28 protein-coding genes and 1 pseudogene are annotated in these 26873 nt (G+C 41.3%); 22 read left to right on the top strand and 7 right to left on the bottom strand.

Features of this window, described 5'->3' with window-relative positions:
• Positions 1 to 117 precede the first annotated feature (117 nt).
• The 9 genes from ASG85_RS32175 (at position 118) to ASG85_RS38795 (ending at position 6692) form a co-directional block, all read left to right on the top strand.
• Positions 118 to 600: a DUF2975 domain-containing protein gene (locus ASG85_RS32175; protein ID WP_060648935.1), complete on the top strand. Its 483-nt coding sequence runs from the start codon at positions 118 to 120 to the stop codon at positions 598 to 600.
• 10 nt (positions 601 to 610) lie between these two features.
• Positions 611 to 877: a helix-turn-helix domain-containing protein gene (locus ASG85_RS32170; protein WP_060648934.1), complete on the top strand. Its 267-nt coding sequence runs from the start codon at positions 611 to 613 to the stop codon at positions 875 to 877.
• 652 nt (positions 878 to 1529) lie between these two features.
• Entirely contained in the window at positions 1530 to 2072 is a 543-nt protein-coding gene (locus ASG85_RS32160) for a GNAT family N-acetyltransferase (protein WP_060648933.1), read from the top strand.
• A 510-nt stretch (positions 2073 to 2582) separates the two neighbouring features.
• The gene (locus ASG85_RS32155) at positions 2583 to 3785 is read left to right on the top strand and encodes a multidrug effflux MFS transporter (protein WP_060648932.1); all 1203 of its coding nucleotides are present in this window, start codon (positions 2583 to 2585) and stop codon (positions 3783 to 3785) included.
• A gap of 470 nt (positions 3786 to 4255) precedes the next feature.
• Complete coding sequence (locus ASG85_RS32150; RefSeq protein WP_060648931.1) at positions 4256 to 4540, top strand: hypothetical protein; 285 nt, start codon at positions 4256 to 4258, stop codon at positions 4538 to 4540.
• Positions 4541 to 5120: 580 nt separating this feature from the next.
• Complete coding sequence (locus tag ASG85_RS32145; RefSeq protein WP_060648930.1) at positions 5121 to 5378, top strand: hypothetical protein; 258 nt, start codon at positions 5121 to 5123, stop codon at positions 5376 to 5378.
• Positions 5379 to 5568: 190 nt separating this feature from the next.
• On the top strand, positions 5569 to 5913 hold the full coding sequence (locus ASG85_RS32140) for a hypothetical protein (RefSeq protein WP_060648929.1): 345 nt from the start codon (positions 5569 to 5571) through the stop codon (positions 5911 to 5913).
• Between the two features lie 76 nt (positions 5914 to 5989).
• On the top strand, positions 5990 to 6427 hold the full coding sequence (locus ASG85_RS32135) for a hypothetical protein (protein ID WP_060648928.1): 438 nt from the start codon (positions 5990 to 5992) through the stop codon (positions 6425 to 6427).
• Positions 6428 to 6521: 94 nt separating this feature from the next.
• A complete protein-coding gene (locus ASG85_RS38795) occupies positions 6522 to 6692 on the top strand; it encodes a hypothetical protein (protein ID WP_164484195.1) in 171 nt (56 codons plus the stop codon).
• Between the two features lie 120 nt (positions 6693 to 6812).
• Here the strand turns inward: ASG85_RS38795 and ASG85_RS32130 are convergent, their stop codons facing one another.
• From ASG85_RS32130 to ASG85_RS32115, 4 genes are all read right to left on the bottom strand, one after another.
• Complete coding sequence (locus ASG85_RS32130) at positions 6813 to 7607, bottom strand: SDR family oxidoreductase (protein ID WP_060648927.1); 795 nt, start codon at positions 7605 to 7607, stop codon at positions 6813 to 6815.
• Between the two features lie 44 nt (positions 7608 to 7651).
• A complete protein-coding gene (locus ASG85_RS32125) occupies positions 7652 to 7978 on the bottom strand; it encodes a DUF1330 domain-containing protein (RefSeq protein WP_060648926.1) in 327 nt (108 codons plus the stop codon).
• A 35-nt stretch (positions 7979 to 8013) separates the two neighbouring features.
• A complete protein-coding gene (locus ASG85_RS32120) occupies positions 8014 to 8364 on the bottom strand; it encodes a nuclear transport factor 2 family protein (RefSeq protein ID WP_060648925.1) in 351 nt (116 codons plus the stop codon).
• An 83-nt stretch (positions 8365 to 8447) separates the two neighbouring features.
• On the bottom strand, positions 8448 to 9365 hold the full coding sequence (locus tag ASG85_RS32115; RefSeq protein ID WP_060648924.1) for a helix-turn-helix transcriptional regulator: 918 nt from the start codon (positions 9363 to 9365) through the stop codon (positions 8448 to 8450).
• 216 nt (positions 9366 to 9581) lie between these two features.
• On the opposite strand from ASG85_RS32115, the gene ASG85_RS38675 reads away from it, so the two are divergent.
• From ASG85_RS38675 to ASG85_RS32070, 9 genes are all read left to right on the top strand, one after another.
• A complete protein-coding gene (locus ASG85_RS38675; protein WP_057306788.1) occupies positions 9582 to 9869 on the top strand; it encodes a hypothetical protein in 288 nt (95 codons plus the stop codon).
• The gene (locus ASG85_RS32105) at positions 9866 to 10660 is read left to right on the top strand and encodes a phytanoyl-CoA dioxygenase family protein (RefSeq protein WP_060648923.1); all 795 of its coding nucleotides are present in this window, start codon (positions 9866 to 9868) and stop codon (positions 10658 to 10660) included. The genes ASG85_RS38675 and ASG85_RS32105 overlap by 4 nt, the downstream gene beginning before the upstream one ends.
• 186 nt (positions 10661 to 10846) lie before the next feature.
• Positions 10847 to 13171 (top strand): helix-turn-helix domain-containing protein, encoded by a 2325-nt coding sequence (locus tag ASG85_RS32100; RefSeq protein ID WP_060648922.1) that lies wholly within the window; start codon positions 10847 to 10849, stop codon positions 13169 to 13171.
• Positions 13172 to 13526: 355 nt separating this feature from the next.
• Complete coding sequence (locus ASG85_RS32095; protein WP_057307092.1) at positions 13527 to 14381, top strand: ABC transporter permease; 855 nt, start codon at positions 13527 to 13529, stop codon at positions 14379 to 14381.
• 20 nt (positions 14382 to 14401) lie between these two features.
• A complete protein-coding gene (locus tag ASG85_RS32090; RefSeq protein WP_060648921.1) occupies positions 14402 to 15301 on the top strand; it encodes a carbohydrate ABC transporter permease in 900 nt (299 codons plus the stop codon).
• Positions 15302 to 15425: 124 nt separating this feature from the next.
• Complete coding sequence (locus tag ASG85_RS32085; protein WP_060648920.1) at positions 15426 to 17084, top strand: extracellular solute-binding protein; 1659 nt, start codon at positions 15426 to 15428, stop codon at positions 17082 to 17084.
• A 302-nt stretch (positions 17085 to 17386) separates the two neighbouring features.
• Positions 17387 to 18796: a spore germination protein gene (locus ASG85_RS32080; RefSeq protein ID WP_235550266.1), complete on the top strand. Its 1410-nt coding sequence runs from the start codon at positions 17387 to 17389 to the stop codon at positions 18794 to 18796.
• 47 nt (positions 18797 to 18843) lie between these two features.
• The gene (locus ASG85_RS32075; RefSeq protein ID WP_060648919.1) at positions 18844 to 19980 is read left to right on the top strand and encodes a Ger(x)C family spore germination protein; all 1137 of its coding nucleotides are present in this window, start codon (positions 18844 to 18846) and stop codon (positions 19978 to 19980) included.
• Positions 19981 to 19992: 12 nt separating this feature from the next.
• Positions 19993 to 21075 (top strand): GerAB/ArcD/ProY family transporter, encoded by a 1083-nt coding sequence (locus tag ASG85_RS32070; RefSeq protein ID WP_060648918.1) that lies wholly within the window; start codon positions 19993 to 19995, stop codon positions 21073 to 21075.
• On the opposite strand, the gene ASG85_RS32065 is transcribed toward ASG85_RS32070, so the two are convergent.
• Entirely contained in the window at positions 21025 to 21921 is an 897-nt protein-coding gene (locus ASG85_RS32065; RefSeq protein WP_060648917.1) for an alpha/beta fold hydrolase, read from the bottom strand. The two genes, ASG85_RS32070 and ASG85_RS32065, sit on opposite strands and share 51 nt — an antisense overlap.
• A 306-nt stretch (positions 21922 to 22227) precedes the next feature.
• Positions 22228 to 22821 carry a TetR/AcrR family transcriptional regulator gene (locus ASG85_RS32060; RefSeq protein WP_060648916.1) on the bottom strand — a complete coding sequence of 198 codons (594 nt, stop codon included), beginning with the start codon at positions 22819 to 22821 and terminating at the stop codon, positions 22228 to 22230.
• A 225-nt stretch (positions 22822 to 23046) separates the two neighbouring features.
• On the opposite strand from ASG85_RS32060, the pseudogene ASG85_RS38380 reads away from it, so the two are divergent.
• The 4 genes and pseudogenes from ASG85_RS38380 to ASG85_RS32045 form a co-directional block, all read left to right on the top strand.
• Positions 23047 to 23137: pseudogene (locus tag ASG85_RS38380) on the top strand (oxidoreductase); the annotation flags it as partial.
• A gap of 104 nt (positions 23138 to 23241) precedes the next feature.
• Positions 23242 to 24162, top strand: coding sequence for an oxidoreductase (locus ASG85_RS32055; RefSeq protein WP_060648915.1), 921 nt, complete (start codon positions 23242 to 23244; stop codon positions 24160 to 24162).
• Between the two features lie 102 nt (positions 24163 to 24264).
• Positions 24265 to 24411, top strand: coding sequence for a MerR family DNA-binding transcriptional regulator (locus ASG85_RS39490; RefSeq protein ID WP_156396951.1), 147 nt, complete (start codon positions 24265 to 24267; stop codon positions 24409 to 24411).
• A gap of 105 nt (positions 24412 to 24516) precedes the next feature.
• A complete protein-coding gene (locus tag ASG85_RS32045) occupies positions 24517 to 25515 on the top strand; it encodes an oxidoreductase (RefSeq protein WP_060648913.1) in 999 nt (332 codons plus the stop codon).
• 192 nt (positions 25516 to 25707) lie between these two features.
• Here the strand turns inward: ASG85_RS32045 and ASG85_RS32040 are convergent, their stop codons facing one another.
• Positions 25708 to 26253, bottom strand: a complete 546-nt coding sequence (locus ASG85_RS32040) for a TetR-like C-terminal domain-containing protein (RefSeq protein ID WP_060648912.1) — start codon at positions 26251 to 26253, stop codon at positions 25708 to 25710.
• Positions 26254 to 26873: the final 620 nt, after the last annotated feature.

The raw sequence follows: 26873 nt of genomic DNA, 5'->3' as shown, positions 1-26873 counted from the left end.
TTTCTTAAAGGTAATTAATTGTGGATGCACTTCAAAAAAGCCATTAAAAAGCATCCTTGAATTAAAACCAGAAAATGATTAACGTTTCGGTAAAATTTAATAAACGAGGTGCTTTTTATGAAACATGTTACGACACTCTTTTTAAAGCTAGCTGTTATTTTTATAGGAATCCCAGTTCTTGCATTGTGCATATTTTTGGTGCCTAAGATCGGGAATTTTGCTGGAGAATTGTATCCAGATATTGCTTATATGAAATCTCTCGTTTTAATCGATATGTACGCAGCAGCGATACCTTTTTACTTTGCTCTGTATCAAGCTTTTAAACTTTTAAGCTATATTGATAAGAACCAAGCGTTCTCGGAATTATCGGTAAAGGCTTTAAAAAATATAAAATACTGTGCCATCACGATCAGTACCTTGTACCTGCTAGGTATGCCACTCTACTATTTCATGGGGAAAAGAGTTGACCCTCCAAGTTTCATACCAATCGGATTGGTCATTATTTTCGCCTCTATAGTGATCGCTGTTTTTGCTGCTGTTCTCCAAAGACTTTTACAAGAAGCTATTAACATAAAATCAGAAAATGATTTAACGATCTGAGGTGAATATCATGGCGATTATCATCAATGTTGATGTGATGTTGGCAAAAAGGAAAATGAGCGTAACAGAACTTTCGGAGAGGGTTGGAATTACAATGGCGAATCTTTCCATTCTGAAAAATGGGAAAGCTAAAGCGGTTCGTTTTTCAACATTAGAAGCGATATGTAAGACTTTGGATTGTCAGCCAGGTGATATTTTGGAGTACAGAAGCGATGAAGACACTCAAGAAGCAAATTTGCGAATTGTTAAAACAACGCAAAGAAATTTCGAGCAATAATCAAGGTTATCCGAAATTCGAGTATATTGAGAAATGGGCAATTCCCTTTGACCTCTACGAGGATTATTTGAAATCAGTTTTCCATGTTCTGAGAAATGAAGAGCATTATAAACCGATAGTTGAACCTCTTGGATTCAGAAAAAATGTCCCCATTCTGAAATTCAAGGAACAAGAAGAGTTTTTCTATACCGTGACCTCTATGCGGCAGTACAGTAACGCAAGTGTAATAACCTTTAATATTGATTGGGATGTAATGAGTGACCAGTCGTTAAAGTTGAATAAAACAAAACATTTTGAATTGTATCTAGGGGAAACATACATTGTCGAATGGATAGTGGTGGAGGTAGTTCAGTGCATTTATCATTTAACTACGTCGTATCGCCAGCATTACCTGATGATATTTCAGGCATGGATTTTGTCTTTAATGAGTTCAATTCTCCATAAGATAAATCGACTGGGAATGAAATCGTCTTTCGTATCGGGTGATTTCGAATTACGCTAAGGGAGAACGATAGTGTGGGACCTGCCGCAAGATCAGCTCCTTTTTGATGTTCATTGTTGTAATGAGCAGTAATGTAAATAAAAAGAAGTTTATAACCTTCAATATTATTTGATATAATTACATTAAATGGATATTGGGGAGAGGAATAAAATGCTCTTAGAAATTGACGATGATAAGATGCTTAAATTACTCGAACAAGACGATTCAGAAAAATTATTTGCATTAACGGATGATTCTAGAGGTTACCTTAGAGAATGGTTGCCCTGGGTTGATGGGACTCTAAGTGTCGAATATACGAAATCCTTTATACAATTCTGTCAAAATCAACATGCTTCTAACAATGGATTCAATACAGGCATATGGTTTAAAGGGGAAATCGTAGGATGTATCGGTTATCACTCTATTGATTGGGCTAATAAAAAAACCAGTATTGGTTATTGGCTAGGCGAAAAATTTCAGGGTAATGGAATCATTACAAAATCTTGCAAAAGATTAGTTGATTATAGCTTTAACGAATTAGGGTTAAACAGAGTTGAAATAAGATGTGGGCTTAACAACCTAAAAAGCAGGGCGATTCCAGAGAAATTAGGGTTTACTAATGAAGGTCGAATCCGTGAAGCCGAATGGTTATATGACCATTACATTGATCACATTGTATATGGCATGTTAAGAAATGATTGGAATTCCCTATAATGACGGAACCATGTATCCAGAAACCATCCCGCCAATATTCCTTCGCGCGTTATGTTTAACAGAACATGGGGTGTGAAGTTCATAGATTTTCTAGACGCTTAATTGAGTTGAAGCTCTGGGCCTTAACGGGCTAGGGCTATTTTTTATATTCTTCGCAGAACTTTTTACAGGCGATTCGATTGATACCTTTTGTAGATACTGTTGATAATGTTTATTTTGAAGCAAAGAATGATTGCATTAATGCAAACAAATGCAACTGTGTTTTTGCAAATTGGGGAAAGCAACCTTTTATGCTTCCAGAATGTAACAACGTTTGCCGAACAGTTTTAGCGACCTTTTTTAGCAAACTAATGAGAAGCAGCTGATACAGGGAACTCCTAGAGCGGCTGCTTTTTGCTTTTATCATGTCAAAAGTAACTGTTGTCAATAACTATACAGTTGTGCTAAGGTGTAACAAAAAACAGATAAGAGTTCCGGATATGGAATGAAGAAAGAGGAGAACATTATACGATGACCAACAAGAACAATCAGCATGCCGTTAGACTAGCGCTGCTGTTAGGTTTATTTTCGACACTCGGGCCTTTTACCATCGATATGTATTTACCGGCCTTTCCTCAGATTGTAGAACAATTCGGTACGACAGCATCCCTCGTCCAGCTCAGTCTGACCGCATGTTTACTCGGACTGGGTATCGGCCAACTGGTCATGGGTTCGCTCAGCGACGTCTATGGCAGGCGCAAGCCATTGCTAATTTCCATGGCTATATATGTTGTGGCATCCATAGCTTGTGCGGTCTCGCCAAGTATTTGGCTGCTGATCCTTTCACGGCTAATACAGGGGTTTGTTGCTTCGGCAGGCATTGTCATTTCCCGTGCAATCGCACGCGACTTGTTTAGCGGCCACGAACTCACCAAATTTTTCTCGCTGCTCTTACTTGTCGGAAATTTGGGCCCGCTTGTGGCGCCTGTAACGGGAAGTGGAGTTCTAGCGCTCACGAGCTGGATCGGCGTCTTTATTGCTTTGGCTCTACTGGGGACATTCCTCCTTGCAATGACAAAATGGAGACTTCAAGAGACCTTGCCTGTCGAGCGTCGCAGTCCCAGCAATTTTGTTCAACAACTACGAAACTATAGATCGCTTTTGCGAGACCGCTCATTTACGGGCTACATGCTCGCGCAGGGGGTCATGATCGCGGGGGTCTTCGCATACGTTTCCGGAACACCTTTTATTTATCAAAATATTTACGGGGTTTCCCCTACGGTATTTGCAATGTTGTTCGGTTCGAATGGCATCACTTTGATCATCGGCTCGCAGTTGGTTGGTCGGATGGCTCACCGTGTGTCGGAGCAAGCCTTCTTGCTGTTCGGTCTATGGCTTGCCGGCGCAGCCAGCATTGTCGTCTTACTGGTGGCTATTTTCCACGGGCCCCTGTACGCACTTGTGATTCCGCTCGTTTTCTTTGTAGCGGCGATCGGTATTACATCCACGGCAGCTTTCCCACTTGCAATGGAGAGCCAGGGGCATATGGCGGGCAGTGCGGCTGCGCTGATGGGCGTCATTCCATTTTTGCTCGGTGCGGTCGTTTCTCCGCTAGTCGGTATTGCCGGGGAAGACACGGCTGTTCCGCTGGGTGTCATTATTTTATCCACTAGCGCCGCAGCGATGCTGTCTTACTTCCTTTTAGTGAAAAAAGGGTCGAAAGAGGCGGCTTGACGAAAACCATATATTTTTTTCTAACAAATTCTGAGACAAAACAGTAATTTCACCGCGGCACACAACAAATTCTAAACAATTCTTAATCAACAATAACGGAGTCCGGCAGGTTTTGCGGGCTCCGTTTTATAATTAATTCTGGTCTGTATACCGATTATGTTCGGTGCTTAGCCGGGAACTGGGCATTTCTCCATCCGAAGAACAGATTCATTTATGTAGTTGTTGATAAGCCGATTTTCAGAAAAAAACAAAAAAGTTACGTCATTCAATAACCCGCGAAGCCTTGATACTGTGCGGTTTTTTTCTTTTTAAGGCCGGATCTTTCATAATTCACTTACAGCTTATCTTCGAGAAGGAGACTGGTCTGCGCAAAGTGAAGGCAAACATAGGGTGCTTCATGTCATGCGCCGTTGGCTTGAAATTTACGGAGCCATTGTAGCGGGGGCTGTGGATCATCATGCTGAATACCTATGCAAGATGATATTCATTACACCACGACACCACCATATTACGGCTCAGAAGAGGAACGTAAGCGCAGGCTTGAAGAGCTCCAAGCTGTTGCTAAAAAGGAGCGGGATTGGGCCGACCTTTTCCATCATGACAGTTGGGAGCACCCCGTCGACATCGCACTTGCTTTGCATCGCGGGGACACCCAAAGCGTGGATATTTTGAACGTCCGCAATCGGGGAGCTATAAGGCAGCTGCCTGATGAACGAATTGTCGAGGTGCCTGTCTTGATTTCGAATGGCGTATGACGACCCTCAGCCCGTTGCTGTGGGTCTCTTTTTTACCATTCAACTAAGGGCGGGTTGAATATGATAAAAAGTTACTTCAATGGGGACATTATTGTAAACCGCATCCATTTTTCACAGGAGGAGATTCCGCTCTAAAAGGTGATATTTCTCAGAAAGAAATTGAATTACAGTGCAATTCAATGGCCCAGTCCAAAATTCGGTTTTTTATTCGTTTATAAGGTCGGCAGGACTCAAAAGAAATCGTTCCTAGGGCACTTTTTGTATCATAGTATACTTATGAAATGATAGGATAAATTAACATTTGTTGTAAACTGGAATCAAGCTAGGGGGGTATATATGAGCATTGAAATAAAACCTAGACAACCTAAGAAGTGCCGAGAATGCATATGGGGCAATTGGGATGGATTGAAACAGTATTCTAGTATAACACAATGTATTAAGTGAGAGAAGCACCTTGAAATTTAACCTCGATACTGATTGACACTTAAGAATGACGCAGAAGAATAGAGATAATAAATCTGTAACGAATGTTGAGTAGGCGAAGTGTGATTATATTACCATTGAAGGAGCGAAAACAGAATTGCCTAAATTAAAGAGGATTATTGCTACTCTGAGTATATTAACTCTTGCGATATCATTTACTGGCTGTAATGCAAATCCAAAAACAAAGGTGAAAAATGAGAGCTCCAAAAGTTCATCTGATGATTCAGAGAAACAAAAAGATAAACAAGAAGCCAAAAAGACCGATAAAGAAGTTGAAAAAATAAATGGTAAAGATGAAAGTGCTAATAAAGTAGAGGACAAAAAAGATAATAAAAATGATGATAAGGATAAGTAAAAAGAAGGATCATTACATAATCAGTGAGTTCATTGGGAATTTTTATAACTAAAAAACGTCCGTATAATTCATTACTTTAAAGACAGAATAACTTACAAAAGTGGGAATTGCAGATGAAATTGCGGATACGGTCAAAATGGAAATCGCAAATGAATTAACTCCTTTAGAAAATCAATTAAGCCAAATGTAAATGATATTAACCCAAGTTCAAAATTCACAACAGCAAAACGCGGGAACTACAAATAGTCCTCAAAACCAACAACTTGGGCAACTTGTGAGTCAGATGAATCAATTTAGTACTCAAATTCAAAATCAACAAAAACAATCATTACAACAATTACAACAATCCATCCAGCAAGCAACACAAACTTTAACACAAGCTAACCAAACAGTTCAATCATTTCAAATGTTAAACCAAATGCAGCAATTGGTTCAGCAATCACAACAACAAACGAACCAACTTAATCAACAATCTATTCAAGGTCAAAATCAAAATTTTAGCAATAATAACCAAACTAATAATAAATTACAATAAATAAAAGGGAGGCGTTTATCCTAATGCCTCCCTTTTAAAAAAAGATTTAAGAAAGGAAGTAAATAAAGTAAATAAAATGTTTACTTTCCCCTTTCTTTTGGTATGTATAATAAGCATTTTGCTTACCCTAGGCTGGTGGACCTTAGTCGAATCAAATAATAATAATAATATTAATAAGCATCAAATTATTAATAGTTCTCGAAAAAAATTAAGTGAAACTTATATAGAATTAGCAAATGAACTTGATCCTTTAATTGAATTAAAAAATGTAGAACCAAGGATTTTAATGGTATCTGAAGCGAAAGAAGAACTTACACTTGAGCAACATTTACAAAAAATCGAGATAACTGAAAACCAAATAATTAATAACTTAATTCTCGATTTGCAAAATCACTTTATTTATATCATTAAAATACTAAAAGAAATCAACGACTTGATAGAAATTGTAAATTTATATAATACCATTGAGATTCAACTGATAGAGATGGAATTAAGGACTTCGTTTGAAGTATGATTTCAAATAAGTTTCTACGTGCAAGTGGTACAACTTAGGTAGTCATGGGGTCGGTTTTGGATTTGAAGAATAAACTTAAAATTGGAGGATTTTTATGAGCAACAGCTTAGATGCAATTAAAGTAGATCAAGCAAATTTTCTAGATAAAACCGAGGATGAGGTAAAAGAAGTTCCTGCAACAACGAATGTGAATGAAGCAGTAGAGGCCATGACAGCTCATATTAACAAATACGATGAGCATGAAGAGGACGAGACAATTCAATAAAACTATCGTAATCTCTACCTATAAAATAGGCCCATTAGCTTAATTTATGCTAATTCGGGCCTATTGATTTTAATCATTTGACTAGTTCTATATTATTTAGAAACGTATTTAAATTGACTTTTAAACGGTTGGAACTGTTCCACCATCAATAGTATATTCACTTCCTGTAATGGAACCGGCTCGGTCGGATACCAGAAAAGCAACAAGCTCAGCGACTTCTTCTGGTAGTCCTGGACGACCAATTGGAATTCCTCCCAACGAGTCCATCAGTTGCTTTAATGCACTTTCTCGGTCGCCTGTCGTCTCAGCAATCCGATCAATCAACCTTTGTGCTGCATTCGTTTCGATAAAACCTGGCGCAACTGTATTAATACGAATGCCTTGAGGCGAAAACTGCTTGGATAATCCTTTGCTGTAAGTGGTTAAAGCTGCTTTGGCCGCAGCATAAGCCAACGTTGCATCGTACAGAGGTAAGCGACGTTGAATGGATGAAATATGAATAATAACACCGAACCCCTTTTCCACCATAGCCGGTAGCAGCCCACGGTCTAAACGGACGGAAGCGAACAGATTGGCGTTAAAAGTTTGCTGCCAATGTTCGTCCGTCAAAATAAGAGCTCCGCCTGATGGGGCTGACGAGCCTCCAACATTGTTGACAAGAATATCTACACCGCCTAGGCGCTCAAGAACACCGTTCACCACTTTATCTACACCTTCAGGCGAACTAATATCGGCGGGAATAAACAGGTCTGGATTTTCTAAATGAACTGGAGTAGTTCGAGCCGTAGTTATTACGGTAGCACCTGCAGCCGTAAGTCTCTTAGCAATGGCCTCGCCCATTCCTTTAGTACCGCCTGTGACCAAGGCTTTTTTGCCTTTAAATTCACTTAAAATGCTTTCTAATTGAAAACTCATGCGAATATTTCCTCCTGATTTTCACTTTTTTGCTGAAAATACTTCTAGGTATCCCCGTTCTGAGTTAACTTGTCTTGGGAACCTTGTATACCTTTGACAATGACACCTCGGTACCGACCTCCGCGAAGTCGATGCTTTAGGGCTTTTTGATAGGCTGGACTAGTGTACCAATCTTGTGCTTCCTCAAAAGTGGGAAATTCCAAGATGGCCAGCCCTTCAATCTCGGGTCCCTCTAGAATCTGGTGTGTGCCATACATGGCAAGAGGTTTGACGGAATGCCCGGCCAAACCTGCCGGTGCCAACTGAGAATAGCGTAGGAGTTCACTTTGATCAAAACTCTGTTCCCGTATAAAAACAACATAAGCGGGCATATACGTTTTTCCATCCTTCTTATTTTTAAATTACTTTATGGAAGTGTAATAATGAGTTCTTTAATTTTATCGTTGTTTACTAGGAATTGATGTTTAAGAAGGAGTGGGTCGGGAAGATTCGATTTGTCAAAGTCCCCGTTTACTTTTGCAGTTACGACAATGTAATTATTCGTGTAATCCGTATCCACGATCTCGAAGGTGACATTCGGCCCTATTATTTCTGCTTCACACCATGATTTTATGGCATTCATACCTTTGATTTCGCGATGGTTATCCAAGATCAACGCATCTTTATCAAAAGCGGAAGTAAAAGCCTCAAGCTGGGTTTTGTTCGCTGATGTAAAGTAAGTTTCTACTGCTGCTGGCATGGTTCTATGTGGATTCATTGATCCTTCAACCTCCTATGGTGAGTATGTTGTGAGAGATAACTACAAACTCATCATAGCAGTCATAATATGACTACATCGTGTCATGTTTTAAAAGGATCATTTAAATTTTTTTTCATTGTTTCTAGATGAGACAATAGTCTTGTACGTACTTGTTCGGGGCTAACCTCTGTAAGGAGGGGGCCAAAGGATAGCAGATAACTGTCCAGCCAATTACCTACAGGAAATTGTGCCGTGACGGTAAAAGAGCCGTTTTCCTCCTGAGTAATCGTTTTCTCAGCAAATTCGTCGTACACTCGGTGAGCACCTTGAGCAGAAATTCGAAGAGTCACTTCGATTGTATGAAATAAGTTGTTTTGCTTTGTATCTGCAGACGTTACCACCGTTCTTGGCTCATAACTAGTTTCGGTAACTTCAATATCCTTCATTCGGCTAATCTTAAACACACGATGACTTTCGGTATGTAAACAGTGACCTTCCACATACCAGGATTTATCTTTAAACAAGAGCTTGGCAGGTTCGATGCTGCGATAGCTCTGTTTCCCGGCGACGTTATAGTAGCGGAACTTTATAATACGATTCGTGATTATTGCGTTGCGTATGAGAGAAAATAGCTGTCTCTGGCTGTCTTGGCTTCCCCATGGGGAAAAATCCACCTCGATCCAGTTACCCATGTCTTTTTTAAACAGCCTACTTAATTTGTTCAGCACTTCTTCTACCTGTGGGATGGTAGCGGCAGCCACACTCTGAAGGGCCATTAAGATATCACCTTGTTCCTGCTCGGACAGTAAAGAGGTGTTTAAGACATAACCCTCCATCAATGATATTCCGCCACCCTTGCCTCTGCTGCTGTAGATGGGTATCCCGGCTGCGCTTAAGGCATCTATATCCCGAAATATCGTTCGTTTGGAAACCTCAAAATGCTTTGCCAATTCATCAGCAGTCACTTTTTTCTTATGGAGTAACATATAAACGATTTCAAAATGTCTGCTCAACGACATATGCTTCACCTCTCTTGGTAGCATACACCTTATAACATGACATTATAAAGTCATATTATATGATTTTGCGTTGTTTCGAGCTTCGAGGATCTCCATAGGTACGATCGGAATGATGTGTCCTAGCCTAATGTACGCTGCTGGTTTAAGTGTACCTTTACATAAGAAAGCAAAGTATGTTTTTTTGATGGTAGAGGTTGTAAAAGGAGGGTATCGAAAATGTCGGAGCTAAGACAACAAATTCTAATCCTACACCTAGCCATGCCTGATTTAGAATCTTCAACAGTTGCTTGGGCGCTGTATGATGGTTCGCTTCCAGAGAGCCAAAGGCAGATGAATACCGGGGATCAGCAAGAACCACCCTATCCATCCGTGCTTCATGCAATGAGAGACGGATGGTTCGTCATTCAATTAGCAGCATTGCCTGTTTATTTACGGGGGAACGAGCACGAATCTGGGCATCTGCCATACGAGTACGTCTTGGAGAGGAGAGTTGCTGTCCAATGAAACTCATAGGAAAAGAGCACTTACTATCGGCCAAACAAATGGCCAAATTCGTAACAGACGGGTACTTGCTGGTGGAGGATCTCGTGCCTCAGGAGTGGAATGAGCTTGTTGATGAAGAGCAGCGGCTGGAAAACATCCCCGGGCACTTATATTGGAACCAGTCTCAATACATCCAGAAGGTGTTCGCGCTGCCTCAAGTCAAAGGAATAATTCAAAGTTTAGTTGGCGAGTATTCGATCTATGATCATTCTTACTTGCATGTAGTAAAACCCCAGCACAGCAAAGCGCAAGAATGGCATGCGGATTCCATCATTGATACAAGAGATTACGGCTTTGACATTCAAGCCTTCTATTTTGCCCACGATGCCCCAGAGGAGATGGGACCAACGCTTGTTCTTCCAGGTTCTCATCTGCGTAGAGTTAATACGTCTAGTATCGGCCGATATAAAAACATTAAAGGTCAGAAAAAGATGGTGTCCAGAGCCGGAACGATGTTTTTCGTTCACCAAGGCATCTGGCACTGCGCTCAGCCTAATTCTACGGATAAGACGCGATTCGTGTTTAAGCTACGGTTACGTCCCGGGCAGCAGCAGCGCGCGTTGTTTAACACCGATGGGTATAGGGATCCGGAGGTTACGGCGATCCTGGATAGAGGCTATGAGCAATGGCAAGGAAATGAGGCAAGGTTCGATCATGTCATGCGGGCAAAGCTATGGCGTTACGTCACGGGTGATGATCACATCGATGTCTCGTTTGAACGTTCACTAACCAGAATGAACATCACCATTTGATAAATGGAAGTGATTCCCCCGGCAAACGCCGGGGTTTTTTTATTATCCGTACAGATACCGCTTCATTTTTGGGAAAATGCCTTATTTCGACAGACAATGCCTCGTTTTCGTTTTATAATAGCCAAAATTGAAAGCGTTTGCATTAAATAAATTCTGGTCATATATGCCAATTGAGGTGAATAATCCGTGTTGAAGCTGAAGTTTAATCTGAAATTCAAGCATTCCCCCATTTTCAGAAGCTTCCTTATTTCTTATGTGCTCATCTTGCTTATCCCGATGCTTACAGGGTTCATCTCCTATTTTGTTTCCTCGGACATTATTAAAACCAATTCACTTGAGGCGAGCGCGATGCTGCTGAACCAGAGCAAGGACATTTTAGACAGAAGAATGGAAGAGGTTGAAAATATCACAAGGCAGCTTTCACTGGACCAAGACCTGAATTATTTGCTGAACGAGCAGGTGGATGTGGATTATTTCAATGTTTACGCACTTTGGAAATCTTGGCGCAATACCTCGGCATATAGCTTGACCAATAACTTCCTAGAAGATTTCTACATTTATTTGAACAATTATCAAGTTATTTTTACACCCTCTGGTGTTTTTGTGCGTCCTGATGATTACTTTGATTTGTACCATTATCAGAATATGGAACGCAGCCAGTGGAAACAGGAAATTCTGGGGAAAATTCATCGCAGAGAGACCTTGCCGTCGCAACCGTTCATCAATAATGGAAAAAAAACAAACGTGATCACGTATTTGCAGTCGATTCCCTTTGATACCTTTCAGCATTCGCTTGGAACGGCTGTCATCTTGATTGACGAAAGTGAAATTGCCAAAATGCTGCATCGTGTACCGGAACAATATGGGGGCTGGGCCTATATATGTGATAAGGAAGGTAATACTATTGCTAGAGTCGGCATCGAGGATTCGCAAATAAAAGCACTAAATATACCGGATCTTATCGGCAAAGGTTCAACCAACACCTTAGTTGAAGACAAAACGCTGCTCATTTCCTCAAAATCAACCTATAATGGGTGGGTATACGTCGTTGGTTTGCCAAAAAACACCGTCATGAGGCAGTCGGCGTTCATCGCAAAGGTGACGTGGACGATAACCGCTTCTACATTATTGCTAGGGATTGTGGCCGCATTGTTATTTGCTTACAGGAACAGTGCTCCGATAAACCGGATTGTCACGGTCTTTTGGGACCAAGCCAATCTAGCCGGTTACAAAGGAAAGAATGAATATGATTTTCTGCAAGGAAACATCTCTAATTTACTAGCAAGTCAAAAGTCACTCGAGGAGGAGCTAAAACGCCAGCAACCCTTATTGGAGGATGCTTTTGTTAAGCGGCTCCTGAAGGGAGAGTTTGACTCCCTCCAGGAAGTGCGGACATTAATGTATTCACTACCTAACATGAATTTGAAAGGAGATGCCGGTTATGTAGCGATCATCCGAATTAACGGCTACAGCGGTCTAGTCAGTAAAGAAATTATTCACGAGCTGAATGCAGCCAGATTACTAATGAAAAAGTTTCTTCATGAGGTTGAGGGTGTATTTCAACTGAATGTAACCGATATAGATTTGGATAAAATGGCTATTTTGATCACTTTCGGCGAAGCGGTCCACTCTTCGGAGGCAAATGAGCTTGCAGCCGTGTTTGACCAGCTTCGGGATTATGTAAAGGCGGAGTATCGGATTCAAATTACAGTTGCGATCGGCAGCAGCTTCCAGGCGCTCTCCGACAGCAGTCGTTCATTTGAAGAAGCGAGACAAGCGCTTGATTACTCAGTTCTGATTGAAGAAGCAAAAACAATTTGGTATCAGGATGTGATCAAGGAATCAACAACGTATTATTATCCAATTGATATGGAGCTACGGATCATGAATGCCGCTAAAATCGGCGAACTTCAAGAGGTTCATCGCATTTTTGAACAGCTGCTGGAGCAGAATTTCTCGGAAAGGCAGTTATCAGCGGAGATGGTTCAGCAATTATTCGGCGAATTAAAAGGGACTTTCTTTAAGTTGCTGCTGCATAGCCCGTTTACGGATCAAGCCGTATCGGAAGGGTTGAAATCCCGCGTGGAGCAATTACAGTTATCAACAAGCTTGGACCGCTTCCGTAATGAAATTCTGGGGCTACTTGAGGCGTTCTGCAATAGGGTGTTGAAGAAAAAAGAAGATAGCACTGGAGAAATAATTAGCAAAATTGTGACCTTCCTGGATAGTCATTATCCTGAATCTGATTTAAATCTTTATCGGATTTCGGTAGCTGTTGAACTCCCGGAGAAATACATTTCGCAGTTATTTAAGGAGCAAACTGGCGAGAATCTATCGGACTACCTAGAGAAGATCCGCATTAAAAATGCGACTGATCTTCTCTTCAACAGCGAGCATACGATTGATGAAATTTCGCAGCATGTCGGCTATAATAGCGCACACGCGTTTCGGAGAGCGTTCAAGCGTGTATCGGGTGTCTCGCCTAGCATTTACCGAAAAACCGTAAATTAATTGTTTATATGCTGTTAGAGAACCCTCATAACATTTACAGCTGAATGAAGATAATTACGTAAACGGCGGGTTCCATTGAATCCGTCGTTTGATGTTTCATTTAGTAATGTCCCCGTTAGAAGGAAGTGTACCTTCCAGCTAAAAGACAGGTGTACCCTTCATTTTGAGGTGTACCTTTACGGTGTAGTGGCAAATGTGGTCTTGTAGACATATAGAAAGCGCTACCAAATTAGGAGGGATTGTTTTGAAAACAGTAACGGTCAGAGAGGCACGTGCTCCGAGTACTACGAAGAAGTCTAAAATTTGGACAGAAGCGAATAAGAGCTTCCGGAAGCATTGGCAGTTTTATTTACTCATCCTACCAGCCGTTCTTTATTTTATTATTTTCAAATACATCCCGATGCTGAACGCCGTTATTGCATTCAAGGATTACAGCGTCGTCAAAGGGATTTGGGCGAGCCCTTGGGCCGGGTTCAAGCATTTCCATCTGTTTTTCAACAATCCGCAATTTTGGGTTCTGATGAAGAACACACTGTTCCTCAGTCTGTATCAGATCGTCATCGGGTTTCCACTTCCCATCCTGTTAGCTTTGGCACTGAATGAAATCCGGAACGGGATTTTCAAAAGGGCGGTCCAACTCGTTACCTATGCACCTTACTTCATTTCAACGGTTGTCATGGTTTCGATGATTATGCTGCTTCTCTCCCCGAGATTGGGGGTTATCAACATTATTTTGCAAAGCTTCGGACTGGAAACGATCAACTTCCTCGGTATACCCAATATGTTCCGTAGCGTCTATGTATGGTCGGACGTTTGGCAGGGTGCGGGATACTCAGCTGTTATCTATTTGGCCGCACTTGCTGGGGTTGATCAATCGCTGTACGAGGCAGCTAAAGTCGACGGGGCTTCCAGATTTCAGAAGATAATCCATATCGATATTCCCGGCATTATGCCAACGGCTGTCATTATTTTGATCTTAAGTGTAGGCAACATTATGTCCGTCGGGTTCGAGAAAATTTATTTATTGCAAAATCCGCTTAATCTGGAAACGTCCGAAATTATCGCCACCTACGTGTATAAGATCGGGTTGTTGAATGCGAACTTCAGCTTCGCTACGGCTGTTGGTTTGTTCAATTCCGTTGTCAACCTGATTTTGCTTTTGCTGGTTAACTCGCTCGCAAAAAGAATTTCCAGTTCGAGTCTTTGGTAAAAGAGAAAGGAGGCGTCGACATGCTTGGGTATGGGCGCAGCATTCGTGAATCGAATGGGGATCGGTTATTCCTTGCGGGCGTGTATGTATTTCTAGTTATCGCGCTTATCGTAGTTCTTTATCCGTTAATATTCATTGTTAGCTCGTCGTTAAGCAGTCCGCTCGCGGTTTCATCGGGACGAGTCTGGTTATGGCCGGTGGATATAACACTCGACGGATACAGGGTCGTCTTGAGCAATCCGCAAGTACTGAAAGGCTACGGGAACTCGCTGTTTTACGCCTTGATGGGCACCTTGATTAGCGTTACGTTAACGGTCGTTTTGGCTTATCCTTTATCGCGAAGGTCATTTTTCGGCCGCAATGCGCTTATGATTTTCATCACGTTTACCATGTTGTTTTCCGGCGGTTTGATCCCTACTTATTTGGTCGTCAAACAGCTCGGGCTGCTCGATACAAGGTGGGCTCTGCTCATCCCTCAAGCGATCTGGGTATGGCAAATCATTATTGCCAGGACGTTCTTTCAGTCATCGATTCCCGAAGAGCTGGCGGAAGCGAGCGAAATAGACGGATGCACCGATTTACGCTTTCTGTGGAGCGTTGTGCTCCCGCTTTCCAAGCCTATCATCGCAGTGCTGATCTTAATGTATGCGATTGGACAATGGAATGCTTACTTTGATGCATTAATTTATTTGAAATCACAAAGCCTTTATCCACTTCAATTGATCCTTCGCAGCATTTTGATTCTTAATTCGGCGGCTTCGAGCAACATCGATGCAGCGGAACAGCTGAGGAGACAACAGTTTGCTGATTTGACCAAATACTCACTCATTGTTGTAGCAAGCTTGCCCGTTTTGGTCATTTATCCTTTCGTGCAGCGGTATTTCGTAAAAGGGATGCTGATTGGCTCTGTGAAAGGATAAATGGGAGTCTGTGAATAAATTAGAGGAGGTGATGCAGGGCAATCAAACAGGAAGTAGAAGTGTTTAATTTCAAAAATGGAACATGCAGGGGTTACCACTTGACAATGAAAGGGAGAGGGCGAATTTGAAAAAAACAGTACCATTCCTAATGATAATGTTGCTTGCTATCAGTCTAGTTCTCGCGGCTTGTTCATCCCCAACTGATTCTGATAAGAATACTCCGGACGCCAAGGATTCACCAAAAGCGGTGGGAAGCAACAGTTCGGTAGCAATCAAAATTTTCGCACAACAAGACGCGAATACAGATTTAGCGACAAACAGCTTCTCGAAATTAGTTGAAGAGAAGTTTAATATTAAATTTCAATGGCAGACGGTTCCTTTCGACGGTGCGGCCGAGAAACGACAAATATCTCTTGCAAGCGGAGACTACCCGGACCTCTACATGCTGATACCGTGGGTTGATAAATTTTCACAGACGGATATTCTACGCTACTCGCAGCAGGGTGTTATTCTACCGCTTGACGACCTGATCAATAAATATGCACCTAACGTGAAAGCGGCGATGGACAAATTCCCGTACTTTAAGGCCATGAATACCGCGCCGGACGGCAAAATTTATGGATTGACGCAATTGATCGAATGCTACCACTGTTCCTATCCGAATAAAATGTGGATCAATTCCAGCTGGTTGAAAAAGCTAAATCTCCAGATGCCAAAAACGCTGGACGAATATAAAAAAGTATTGCAAGCATTTAAGTCGAAGGACCCGAACGGCAACGGGAAAGCGGACGAAGTGCCGTTGAGCGGTTCAATCGAGGATTATGGCGTTCATATTATTCCGTATTTTATGAATGGTTTCATCTATAACGACGATAAAACGTATCTGCTTTTGAACAACGGGAAAGTGGATATGGCGGCTAATAAAGCAGAATGGAAGCAAGGCCTGCAATTCGTTAAGTCGATGTATGATGAAGGCCTCATCGATAAAGGGGCGTTTACGCAAAATGCTGCGGCCTTTAAGAAAATCGGCGATAATGCCGAAGCGCAAATATTGGGCGCTGGCGCTGGCATGCATCCTTATATTTTCGTTACTGGTGGATCGGATAACTCTAAAACTTATGATGCAGTTCCACCGTTGGCTGGACCAAACGGAGCTTATGCAACTTACAATTACCCGAGTGATCCCGGCGCTACCTTCGTTCTGACGAATAAAGCGAGCAAAGATGCGCAAATCGCTGCGATTAAATTAGTCGACTATTTATTCACGCAAGAAGGTCAAATCCGTGGTCACTTCGGGGAAGAAGGCAAAGACTGGAGAAAACCAAAGGATACTGATGTTCCAGTTGAGAAGGGAGTCGCTTCCATATTGGCTACGATTCCTACTCTAACAGGTGAAACTCCCCACAACTCGTCTTGGAGCCCAATGGCGCAATATTTCCAACCTAAAGCATTCCGAGACGGGTGGATTGCAGCTACCGACATTTATGACACGACAGGCTACGAGCGTCGATTACAGGAAGCAACCCATCTATATGATTCTAAGCAACCCAAAGATGTGTTTCCACATTGGGCCATCTGGATCGATCCAACCACGGCCGATGAAGCGGCAATGCTGAAGACGAACATCAAAAATTACATTGACCAGAATGCGCTGCAGTTCGTTACTGGTTCGAAAGATTTAAATAAGGACTGGGATGCGTATGTAACTGGCTTGAATAAATTAAATCTGAAACGCTATCTGGAAATTATGCAGCAATCCTACGATAAATCATTCAAGAAATAACGTTGCAAGCAAAGCTATCCCGTGCGGCCCAGTGGTCGCACAGGATATTTTTTATTCTGGTCAGTCGTTTGAAGTCCTGCTGGATTTCAAGCATGCTCAGGATTTTTAATTTAAAAAGGGACAGTTCTTTTTCTTGCCTTCCAAATTGTAATTCTTACCAAAAGCTCAAACGACATGATTGTCGATTTTGTGCTTTTTTTTCTATAGGTAGATACCCAACAGCTGCTGAGAACCGTTATCCAATGCATATTATTTCCATAAGGCGGAGACGATAAAGATATCATAGTGAGGAGTGGAACAGCTTGATTACTTCAACTACTTCGCCACAAACGAATCTTCCGATAAGCCAGGTCCTCTCTGAGAATGAAGATCAGCTCAAATATGAGTTTCGCAATTGTTCAGATATTCAAATTCGAGCCTTACAAAGCCCAGCATCTTTAAATTGTTTGGTTGTATACACCGATGGTTTGATTGATGCCAAATTATTGGAACAGGTCTTGATTCCATCCATTTCATCCTTGAATTCGACCAATAGGGATGATTTGGCATTTAAGTATAAAGAAATAGTAGATCTATCTGAGGTTACGGAAGGTGTTCTCGAGGGAAAAGTAGTTATTCTTCTAGAAGGCCAATCCTTTGGATTTCTAGCAGAACTGAGTGATTATAAACAAAGATCTGTGGAAGAGCCAACCACTGAAGCTTCAATTCGAGGACCTAGAGAAGGCTTTACCGAGTCTCTACGTACCAATACTAGCCTTATCCGAAGAAAAATTAAAAGCACACAGCTTAAATTTCAAGCGTATGAAATAGGTACTACCACTAAAACACCAATGGTTCTAGTTTATATGGAAGGGTATGTGATCCCTGAAGTTTTAGCAGAAGCAAGGAAGCGAATTAATAACATTCATACGGATCGGATATTTGATTCTGCATATGTGGAAGAATTCATAGAAGATCATCCTATGTCTGTGTTCCCACAAATTCTAAATACCGAACGTCCGGATACTGTTGCAGCAAGTTTGATGGAAGGGAAAGTAGCACTAATCGTAGACGGATCTCCAAATGCCTTAATCATCCCAATGACATTCTGGTCTGGGTTTCAATCCGCTGAGGATCATTACGAAAGATTTATTTATGTGTCCGCCGTAAGATGCCTACGTATCTTATTGGTTTTCCTGTCCATTTTTCTGCCTTCCATCTATGTAGCGCTTACTACGTTTCATCCTCAAATGATTCCGCTTAATCTCATGATGAGCATTGCGGCATCCAGAGAAGGACTACCCTTCCCGACGGTTGTAGAAACTCTTCTCATGGAAATGATGTTCGAAGGACTGCGTGAAGCCGGTTTGAGACTTCCTAAAGCAATTGGCTCAGCTGTAAGTATCGTAGGTGCGCTAGTCATCGGTGAGGCTGCTGTTCAAGCCGGCTTCATATCCGCACCCATTGTCATGATTGTTGCTGGAACAGGAATTGCATCCTTTGCCTTCCCGAGATACAGTTTGGCGCTCCCGTTCAGACTTCTTCGATTCCCCATGCTTATTGCAGGCGGTCTTCTGGGCATTTACGGTGTAGCCATGGGTATTGTTTTTATTCTTATTCATCTCGTAACGTTAAATTCGTTTGGTGTACCCTATTTGAAGCCAATCGCTCCTTTTACCAGAAAGCAGTGGAAGGACACCCTCATCCGTATGCACCATAGATTCAAGAAGTAATATCCCATTTATGTGATCTAAACCTAATGAGAATGGGGAGATGTACTATGAGAACTTTCAATTTGAGCTGCCCATTATTGTTTATTGTTATCTTCTTGACAGGCTGTTGGGATCGAACTGAAATTAACGACTATGCGTTCTGGATCGGGAGTTCCATCGACCTCAATGAGGACGGTTCATTCAAAGTGAGTGCTCAAATTGCCATTCCTTCACAATTTAGAAGCACTGGGGGAAGTAAAAGTGAAAAAGAGAAGGCTACGATTGTGGTTTCGGCAACGGGAAAAAGTTTGATTGAAACTCTTCAAAATATTCAAGAAAAATTGCCGCGCAGAATTTTTGTCGGACATCGAAGAACTATATTTTTTGGTGAAAAAATGGCTCGTTCTGGAATAAAGAATGCAATTGACCAATTTGTTAGAAATCCTGATACACGCTTGCGGACAGATGTTTTCATGGTACAGGGTGGAGAGGGCAAGGATGCTCTGGAAGTGAGTAGTCCGTTTAACCCTTTCTCGGCTGTAGCTGCTGTGGATCAGGACAAGTACTGTCGCGTTGGTGATACTGTACTTCGTGATCTAATCGTAGACTCAACTAGAGACGGAATCAGACCGAGTATGCCGGTAATCGAAGTGAATAAGAAGGAGAGAAATACTTTTATAATCCAAAAAGCAGCTATGTATAATAAGAATCTAGAAATGGTTGGTACTCTTGGGCAAATTGACTCCATGGATATGTTTTGGATAAAGGGAGTTCAGCGTGATCGATATATTACGGTTGATATGGAACACGGTATTTACTCGATCTACGAATCTAACTTAAGGAGTCATATCACGTCCGAAATTAGCGATGGTAAACTTAATTTTGTGGTTAAACTAACTGGGAATGGACGAATATTGGAGAATACGACAAGAACCAACCCCTCTTCAGCAAATCAATTACCTGGAATTGAGCATGAAATAAATAAAAAAACAAAAGAACACATCGAAAAAATGATAAAAAAAGTGCAAGAGAATTATGGTCAAGATGTATTTGGTTTCGGAGAAGTATTGCATGAAGAGCATCCGATTGTATGGAAATCAATAAAAAATCGTTGGGATCAGGAATTTCCTCTTGCCTCCGTCATAGTGGATGTACGTCTGAAAATAAGAAGTACTGGGAATATAGGGAAGTCGCTGGATTTGTAGAAAGGAGCCATTATGAAGATTTCTAACTGGCAATTATTTTGGCTGCTGTTAACGGTAGAAATCAGTATGACGATTTGGCTGACGATTTCACCGGCCATTCGCACTGTCAGGCAAGATGCCTGGATTTCTTTATTGGTGGCTGCTGTTATAGGCTTAACAAGCACTTTCGTAGCTTTAAAGGTAAGCTTCCGTCACACAAATTTGACTATTGTTGAATTTAGTCAGCTATTACTGGGGAAATGGATTGGTAGATTCATTTGCTTATTATATTTCATTGGTTGGTATACAGTAGCTGCTGTGATTCTGAGGGATGTGTCGGATTCCATTCAAAGTGTGCTCTTTCACAATACGCCATGGTGGGTTATTTCATTGGTCTTCGTTGTGGCTATGAGTTATATCAACTATAAAGGCAGCGTTGAAGCGATAGCTCGTTTCAGTGAAATTGTGGGCCCTTTATTTTTATTGGGCATTATCATAACCCTTTTATTGAATCTGTCTAATGTGCATCCTAAACTTCTTTTGCCTGTCTATTTTGATTCAGGGGCGATTAATATTCTAAAAGGCTCCATAACCAATGCCTCGTTTCTTGGAGAGTCGATTTTAATCATGATGCTCTTCCCTTTCTTAACGAAGCCGGACCGTGCACTGAAACCGATATTGCTAGCCATACTTTTGCCATCTCTCATAGGAGTTATCACAGCGGTAATGATTGTAACAACATTTGGAACTCAATTAGGAGGAGAACTCCATTATCCCTATTTCAGTATGGTTCGATTCATAGCATTTCTAGAGTTTATTCAAAACATGGATGTATGGATTATATTTGTATGGATTTTTGCTGTATTCGTAAAAATGTCCCTTTATTTGTTTGTGAACAGCTATGGCATAGCACAACTATTCCATATAACGAAATGGAAGAGACTAATAGTACCTGTCGCAGGAAGCCTCCTTTTGTTATCGTTCATTCCTTCGAATTCCGTATATGCGATGGAATATGCCACTCAAGTGTGGATCAAATACGTCTTCCCTATAAATATCATTGCATTACCGATATTTTTCTATGTAGTTGGACGAATAAGGCGGATAAATGTATAGGCGACCGAAAAAGCTTTTAATTAGCTCGGAAACATGCCAGCTTTGTTCCTCCAATACAAAATGTCCGCCGCATAAGAAATAAGTTTGAATAGGAATGAGTTGATTACTAAAGGCATGAGCACCCTCCAACGTAAAAATAAAATCGTTTTTTCCCCAAGCTATGAGCGTAGGAGGTTGATAGGTTCTCAAGTATTGTTGCCAAACAGGGTACTCTTCTACATTTTTTCTATAATCATAGCCTAGCTCTAGTTGGATTTGGTTGTTTCCAGGTCGGTTTAGTAAAGACTGGTCCATCATATATCCATCAGGGCTAATCAGGTAGGGTTGACACACACCAGTTAAATATTGTTTTTTTGTAAAATCAAATGTTACAAGCTCGGAAAAAGCCGCTTCTGTTACTGGGTTTCGGTTAGCCCAAAGTGCTTTGAAGAGATCGAATGGTTTCCCTAGCCCTTTCTCATCAGCTACCGCATTCTGAATAACGAAACCAAGAATCTGCGTTGGATTGCGGATAGCCAATCTGAATCCGATAGGTCCTCCATAATCATGGACATACAATATATAGCGAGAAATGTAGAGCTTAGCGATTAGCTTTTCAATCACTAGGGATAAATTCTCGAAAGTGTACGGATAGTCTCCCGTTGATGGCATGCTGCTATATCCAAATCCAGGGTAATCAGGAGCGATGACATGGAATCTGTCTGCCAGTTGAGGAATGAGATTTCTGAACATATGGGAGGAACTTGGAAATCCATGAAGAAGGATAATGGTCGGATTGTACGAATACCCGGCTTCACGAAAAAATATTTCTAATCCATCGATATTCATTTTTTTATACTGCACCATGATGTCAACTTCCTTTCGTTACCGCTCATATTCCTTCATATGAAAAGTATGTGTAGAAGATGCTGTTCATGTGCTTTCTTGTTGAAAATGCTGAGGAAGAAACGGTTTTGCAGGCAATTATCGTTAAAAGTACCATTAATAAAAAACATGCAATTTGCAGGAGGCTAAATTCATCGTTAAACTGCCTCTACAAACATTATTTCAATCTTAAAAAGAAAAGGGTCTTGCGTGAACCATCAACGGTTTGCTCAAGACTTTTTTACATATTGTGGTTGACTTAAAGTGCACTCTAAGGTTTAAGATGGGTTACGTTGGCGCAGATGAGCCGACCTTGTATATATCATTCTTTTCAAATAATCTCCATACTTGCTCTGCCATAATTTGAGGTGAATGTGGCATGTTATTTAGAATCCACCATTCCACTGTACCGACAAAAGCTGAAGCCATAAATCGTGTAATCAATTCCATATCCAGTCCCTGAGTAATTTCCTGCTTATCTATCTTCTCTTTTACGTTAGCTGCAACGATCTGCAGCATACGTTCCCGGAATACAGAGGCCCTATTATTAGAAAGCATAGAAGAAAAGAATAAGAAATTCTCCTCGAAATAAGTAAATACGGGCTTTAGCTCACTGATTAGATCTATTTTGTCTTGAATAAATTCGTTTGGTGCGCATGATAGGAACATTTTGCTTAAATGGTCATCTATGCAGGAATTAAGCAGGTCATATTTATCCGTGTAGTGAAGGTAGATGGTTCCGCGGTTTACATTTGCCCGTTCAGAAATATCATTAATTGTGATTTGTTCGAGTTCTTTTTCGGAAAACAGTTCCAGAAACGCCTTGTTAATGGCTTCCTTTGTTCTTGCGATTCGTCTATCTATTTTGGTTGTCGTACTCATTCTTTATATGCCTCCTCTTGTTAATGAACATTTTTATTCTGATTGTTGTATATGGAACAAAAGTGCCTTTATTAGCGATTGAATTAACTTATCTTCTCTATATAATAATAATCAACGACAGATAAATAATCAACAAGAGTTGAATAATAAACGTTATGTGAAAAGACTGTCGTATTATGAGTTGTATCAGTAAGTTAATACATTTCCTTTAAGGGGCGATAAAGAATGGAAAATTTAAAATCTAAGGTAATCATTATTACCGGAGCATCCAGTGGAATAGGAGAAGCTACGGCTAAGTTATTGGCCCAAAATGGCGAGGGAACAGAAATCGGGACATATCATCAACATTTCATCCGTGGCTTATACGCACGGTTATAACCGAGATACGAGAGATATCAATCAAATTAGGAGGTATTGGTTATGGGAATTAAATGGACAACTGATCAAATGCCAGATCAGCGAGGCAATCGGGTTGTGATTACAGGCGCGAGCAGCGGAATCGGTTATGAAACTGCTCTGGCTTTTGCGGCAAAAGGGGCAGAAGTGGTTTTTGCTATCCGGAATTTAGAAAAAGGAGAAGAGGTCGCCAGACAAATTAAGAAGGAGTATCCTAGCGCAGCACTAAACCTGATGAAGCTGGATCTTAGCGATCTTGCCAGCGTCCGCAATTTTGTCCATGAGTATCAGCAAACTTATGATTCACTCACTTTGCTAATCAACAACGCTGGCGTCATGATCCCGCCGTTTACAAAAACCAAGGACGGTTTTGAACTCCAGTTCGGCAGTAATCATCTCGGTCATTTCGCACTTACAGGACTTTTGTTACCTATGATGAGTCATGTCCCATCATCTCGTGTTATTACGCTAAGCAGCACCGCTATAAAGGGCGCCAAAATTAATTTTGATAATCTAGATGGCAGCAAAGGCTACAACAAGGTGAAATTCTATGGTCAGAGCAAGCTGGCCAATTTATTATTTGCCCAAGAGCTGAATGTACGACTGAAGGCAAGCGGTTCAACGACCATCAGTTTGGGCAGTCACCCTGGCAGAGCAAATACCAATCTGTACTCGCTTGGATCCGGCAAACAAGCAAGCCCCCTAATGAAAATAGTGGTGAAACTTATAGGAACACAATCAGCGGCAATGGGGTCTTTACCAACTCTGTATGCAGCAACTTATCCAATGCTCAAAGGCGGTGAATACATCGGTCCGGATGGAAAAGGTGGAAACAAAGGCTACCCCAAAATTGATAATTCCGTGCTTAACCTTTATAACCCACAGATTACTAAACGGTTGTGGGACGTATCGGAGTCTCTGACTGGTATTTCATATTTATCTTAGAACTTGAAGCGTAATAAGATAGGCCAAGTCCTTAAAATCAAGCGCTTGACATGGAGTATACTCCAAGTAATATGCTTGAAATCAAGCAAAAGGAGGCTAGATATGGAACCCACATTTACGATTGCAGAAGTTTCTCGAAAAGTGGGATTGAGTCAAGACACAATCCGATATTACGAGAAGATCCACCTACTTCCCCCATCTGTATCAACATACTCGATGCGCATAAGAAGCAAGTGGAGTCTCAATTAACTGAAATACATGCTACTTTAGATATCTTAAATTATAAACTGAATCACTTTCAAAATATAAAAACAGGAAAACTTATAAAAAACTAAATTGATGGAGGAATTGTAAATGCAAAGGATTAGGAATAATGAACTAACCATTCAGGCGCCCATTCATTCAGGTTTTGGACCACGAACAACGGCGCTGGAGGCATTAGGCGGGGAGGATTTAAGAGGCAAAGTCGCCATTGTGACGGGTGGCTATTCGGGCCTCGGTCTTGAGACAGCTCGTGTTCTGGCCGAATCCGGTGCAACGGTTATTATACCTGCACGCACACCGGAAAAGGCGCGAGCTTCCGTCTCGCGTATTCCGGGGGCTGAACTGGAAACAATGGATCTTTTAGATCCTGCTTCCATAGATGCTTTCGCGCAGCGCTTTCTTAACTCGAATCGTCCCTTGCATATTCTTATCAATAGCGCAGGTATTATGGCCTCACCGCTTGCACGAGACAAACGCGGCTTTGAGTCCCAATTTGCAACGAACCATTTGGGGCATTTTCAATTAACGGCGCGTCTTTGGCCAGCCTTAACTAAGGCAAAGGGTGCAAGAGTCGTATCTGTTTCTTCCAGAGGCCATCGGATCAGTGGAATAGACTTCAATGACCCCAATTTTGAGATACGCGAGTATGACAAATGGAAAGCTTACGGGCAGTCCAAAACGGCTAATGCGCTATTTGCAATCGAGTTAGATAAGAAAGGGATAAGTTATGGCATCAGGGCTTTTTCGGTACATCCAGGAACCATCGTAACCGATTTGTCACGTAATTTATCCGATGAAGAAATGCGGGCAATGGGAGCAATGGACGAGAATGGAAAGCGAGTTCTTAATGAATATAATGAGGAGTTTAAGACAATAGAAGAAGGGGCAGCTACGATCGTCTGGTGTGCCGTAAACAAGCAGTTGGATGGAATGGGAGGTGTCTATTGCGAGAATGTCGATATTGCTAGGGCAGTTCCGGCAGATAGTCCGCAACCTCCAGGCGTAAGGCCTTGGGCTACTAATCCCGAATTTGCTGAGCAACTCTGGGAGTTAAGTGAAGATCTAATCGGCGTGAAGTTTCCGGTTTAAAGGGAGACATTGAGAAACGGACTGGTCGTCCACCACAAAATCTTGAATCAATCCTCTCAACCGCATGCCAGTAATTTGCTCGTGAGAGATAAAAACCAAAACGGCTGCCGCGGGGTAGCCGTTATTGCGCTAACGGGAGGATAGTTATAGAGCATTGCCAGGTGAACTGCTCCTTATTGAGTGTCCAATCAGTTATAAAATTCTATCTAACAATTCTCCTACTTGTTCAGCAAGAATACGAGGTGAATAAGGCATGCCGTTTTTTATCCACCATTCCACTACACCTACGTAAGCATTTGCAACAAATTCGGCAATTACATCTTCGTTTTGACCCGAATTTTTGCCTTTTGTTATATCCACGTCTTTTTTGAACGCTTCAATATTATGTTGAACAAACCGACTGCGGAAATACGGAGCTCCTCCACTCGCCAACATCGTCGAAAAAAACAAATAATTACTTTCAAGATATTCCATGCAATGTACAGTGGATTCAATCCAATCCATTTCAGTTTCCGACTCACAAAAATTACTCATGTTATTGATATGTTCTTCTATAATCTTATCCAGAAGATCAAATTTATCTAAGTAATGAAGATAAACAGTTGCACGGTTAATATTTGCTCTGTCAGAAATATCCTGAATAGTAATGCTATCGAAATTTTTTTCTGACATCAATTCAAGAAATCCTTTTTTTATTGCTTCTTGAGTTCTTAATATTCTTCTATCCACTGTTGCCATTTTATTAACACCATACCTTTCTTTAGATAGTCGACAATTTTTGTTGACTTGTTGTTTACACATCAAAACTGATTAAATTAACGAGCTTTATGCCTTGTATTTTTTTTGTTAATTGTATAGATTATAGACAGATGTCGAGAATACATCAATCGTAGTCTTTATTTTAACATGAACGGAGGAATACGGTTGAAAAGATTTTTATGGCTCTTTCTCAGTTTGGCGGTAACAGTTTCTATATTCTCCGCATGTGGAAGCAACAAAAATGACATATTGTATAACATTGAGCATGGAGTGCTTTATTCTACAATAAAACGAGGAATATCACAGAGCCGCTATATACAAGCCGGGAAGCGATTGAGGCGGCAAAAAACGGCAAACCGCTCCCTGATGGAACCGTTGTTACTCTTGTGATATACAAAGATGGAAAGCTTGACGAAACCCTCTGCGGGATGATTATAGGTTCACTTTAGATAGGATGAAAAGCTTCAAACTCGAGGATTGATGCTGGTCTTCATGTTATTGGCAATGGTGTTTATTGTTGTCTATGGTGTACAGGCTTCCATTAAGGAAAATATGGGTTACAAGCTCTTCATATATTACCCATTTGGATGGGGCGGAGA

This window comes from Paenibacillus sp. Soil724D2 (genome assembly GCF_001427935.1).
Classification (GTDB): domain Bacteria; phylum Bacillota; class Bacilli; order Paenibacillales; family NBRC-103111; genus Paenibacillus_E.
Note: the sequence above shows the minus strand (reverse complement) of the source record. Positions and strands in the feature narration are given on the sequence as shown.

Coding starts and splice junctions, on each gene's coding strand:
- ASG85_RS32175 (WP_060648935.1), top strand. CDS start 118: ATGAAACATGTTACGACACTCTTTTTAAAGCTAGCTGTTATTTTTATA.
- ASG85_RS32170 (WP_060648934.1), top strand. CDS start 611: ATGGCGATTATCATCAATGTTGATGTGATGTTGGCAAAAAGGAAAATG.
- ASG85_RS32160 (WP_060648933.1), top strand. CDS start 1,530: ATGCTCTTAGAAATTGACGATGATAAGATGCTTAAATTACTCGAACAA.
- ASG85_RS32155 (WP_060648932.1), top strand. CDS start 2,583: ATGACCAACAAGAACAATCAGCATGCCGTTAGACTAGCGCTGCTGTTA.
- ASG85_RS32150 (WP_060648931.1), top strand. CDS start 4,256: ATGCAAGATGATATTCATTACACCACGACACCACCATATTACGGCTCA.
- ASG85_RS32140 (WP_060648929.1), top strand. CDS start 5,569: ATGATATTAACCCAAGTTCAAAATTCACAACAGCAAAACGCGGGAACT.
- ASG85_RS32135 (WP_060648928.1), top strand. CDS start 5,990: ATGTTTACTTTCCCCTTTCTTTTGGTATGTATAATAAGCATTTTGCTT.
- ASG85_RS38795 (WP_164484195.1), top strand. CDS start 6,522: ATGAGCAACAGCTTAGATGCAATTAAAGTAGATCAAGCAAATTTTCTA.
- ASG85_RS32130 (WP_060648927.1), bottom strand. CDS start 7,607: ATGAGTTTTCAATTAGAAAGCATTTTAAGTGAATTTAAAGGCAAAAAA.
- ASG85_RS32125 (WP_060648926.1), bottom strand. CDS start 7,978: ATGCCCGCTTATGTTGTTTTTATACGGGAACAGAGTTTTGATCAAAGT.
- ASG85_RS32120 (WP_060648925.1), bottom strand. CDS start 8,364: ATGAATCCACATAGAACCATGCCAGCAGCAGTAGAAACTTACTTTACA.
- ASG85_RS32115 (WP_060648924.1), bottom strand. CDS start 9,365: ATGTCGTTGAGCAGACATTTTGAAATCGTTTATATGTTACTCCATAAG.
- ASG85_RS38675 (WP_057306788.1), top strand. CDS start 9,582: ATGTCGGAGCTAAGACAACAAATTCTAATCCTACACCTAGCCATGCCT.
- ASG85_RS32105 (WP_060648923.1), top strand. CDS start 9,866: ATGAAACTCATAGGAAAAGAGCACTTACTATCGGCCAAACAAATGGCC.
- ASG85_RS32090 (WP_060648921.1), top strand. CDS start 14,402: ATGCTTGGGTATGGGCGCAGCATTCGTGAATCGAATGGGGATCGGTTA.
- ASG85_RS32075 (WP_060648919.1), top strand. CDS start 18,844: ATGAGAACTTTCAATTTGAGCTGCCCATTATTGTTTATTGTTATCTTC.
- ASG85_RS32070 (WP_060648918.1), top strand. CDS start 19,993: ATGAAGATTTCTAACTGGCAATTATTTTGGCTGCTGTTAACGGTAGAA.
- ASG85_RS32065 (WP_060648917.1), bottom strand. CDS start 21,921: ATGGTGCAGTATAAAAAAATGAATATCGATGGATTAGAAATATTTTTT.
- ASG85_RS32060 (WP_060648916.1), bottom strand. CDS start 22,821: ATGAGTACGACAACCAAAATAGATAGACGAATCGCAAGAACAAAGGAA.
- ASG85_RS32055 (WP_060648915.1), top strand. CDS start 23,242: ATGGGAATTAAATGGACAACTGATCAAATGCCAGATCAGCGAGGCAAT.
- ASG85_RS39490 (WP_156396951.1), top strand. CDS start 24,265: ATGGAACCCACATTTACGATTGCAGAAGTTTCTCGAAAAGTGGGATTG.
- ASG85_RS32045 (WP_060648913.1), top strand. CDS start 24,517: ATGCAAAGGATTAGGAATAATGAACTAACCATTCAGGCGCCCATTCAT.
- ASG85_RS32040 (WP_060648912.1), bottom strand. CDS start 26,253: ATGGCAACAGTGGATAGAAGAATATTAAGAACTCAAGAAGCAATAAAA.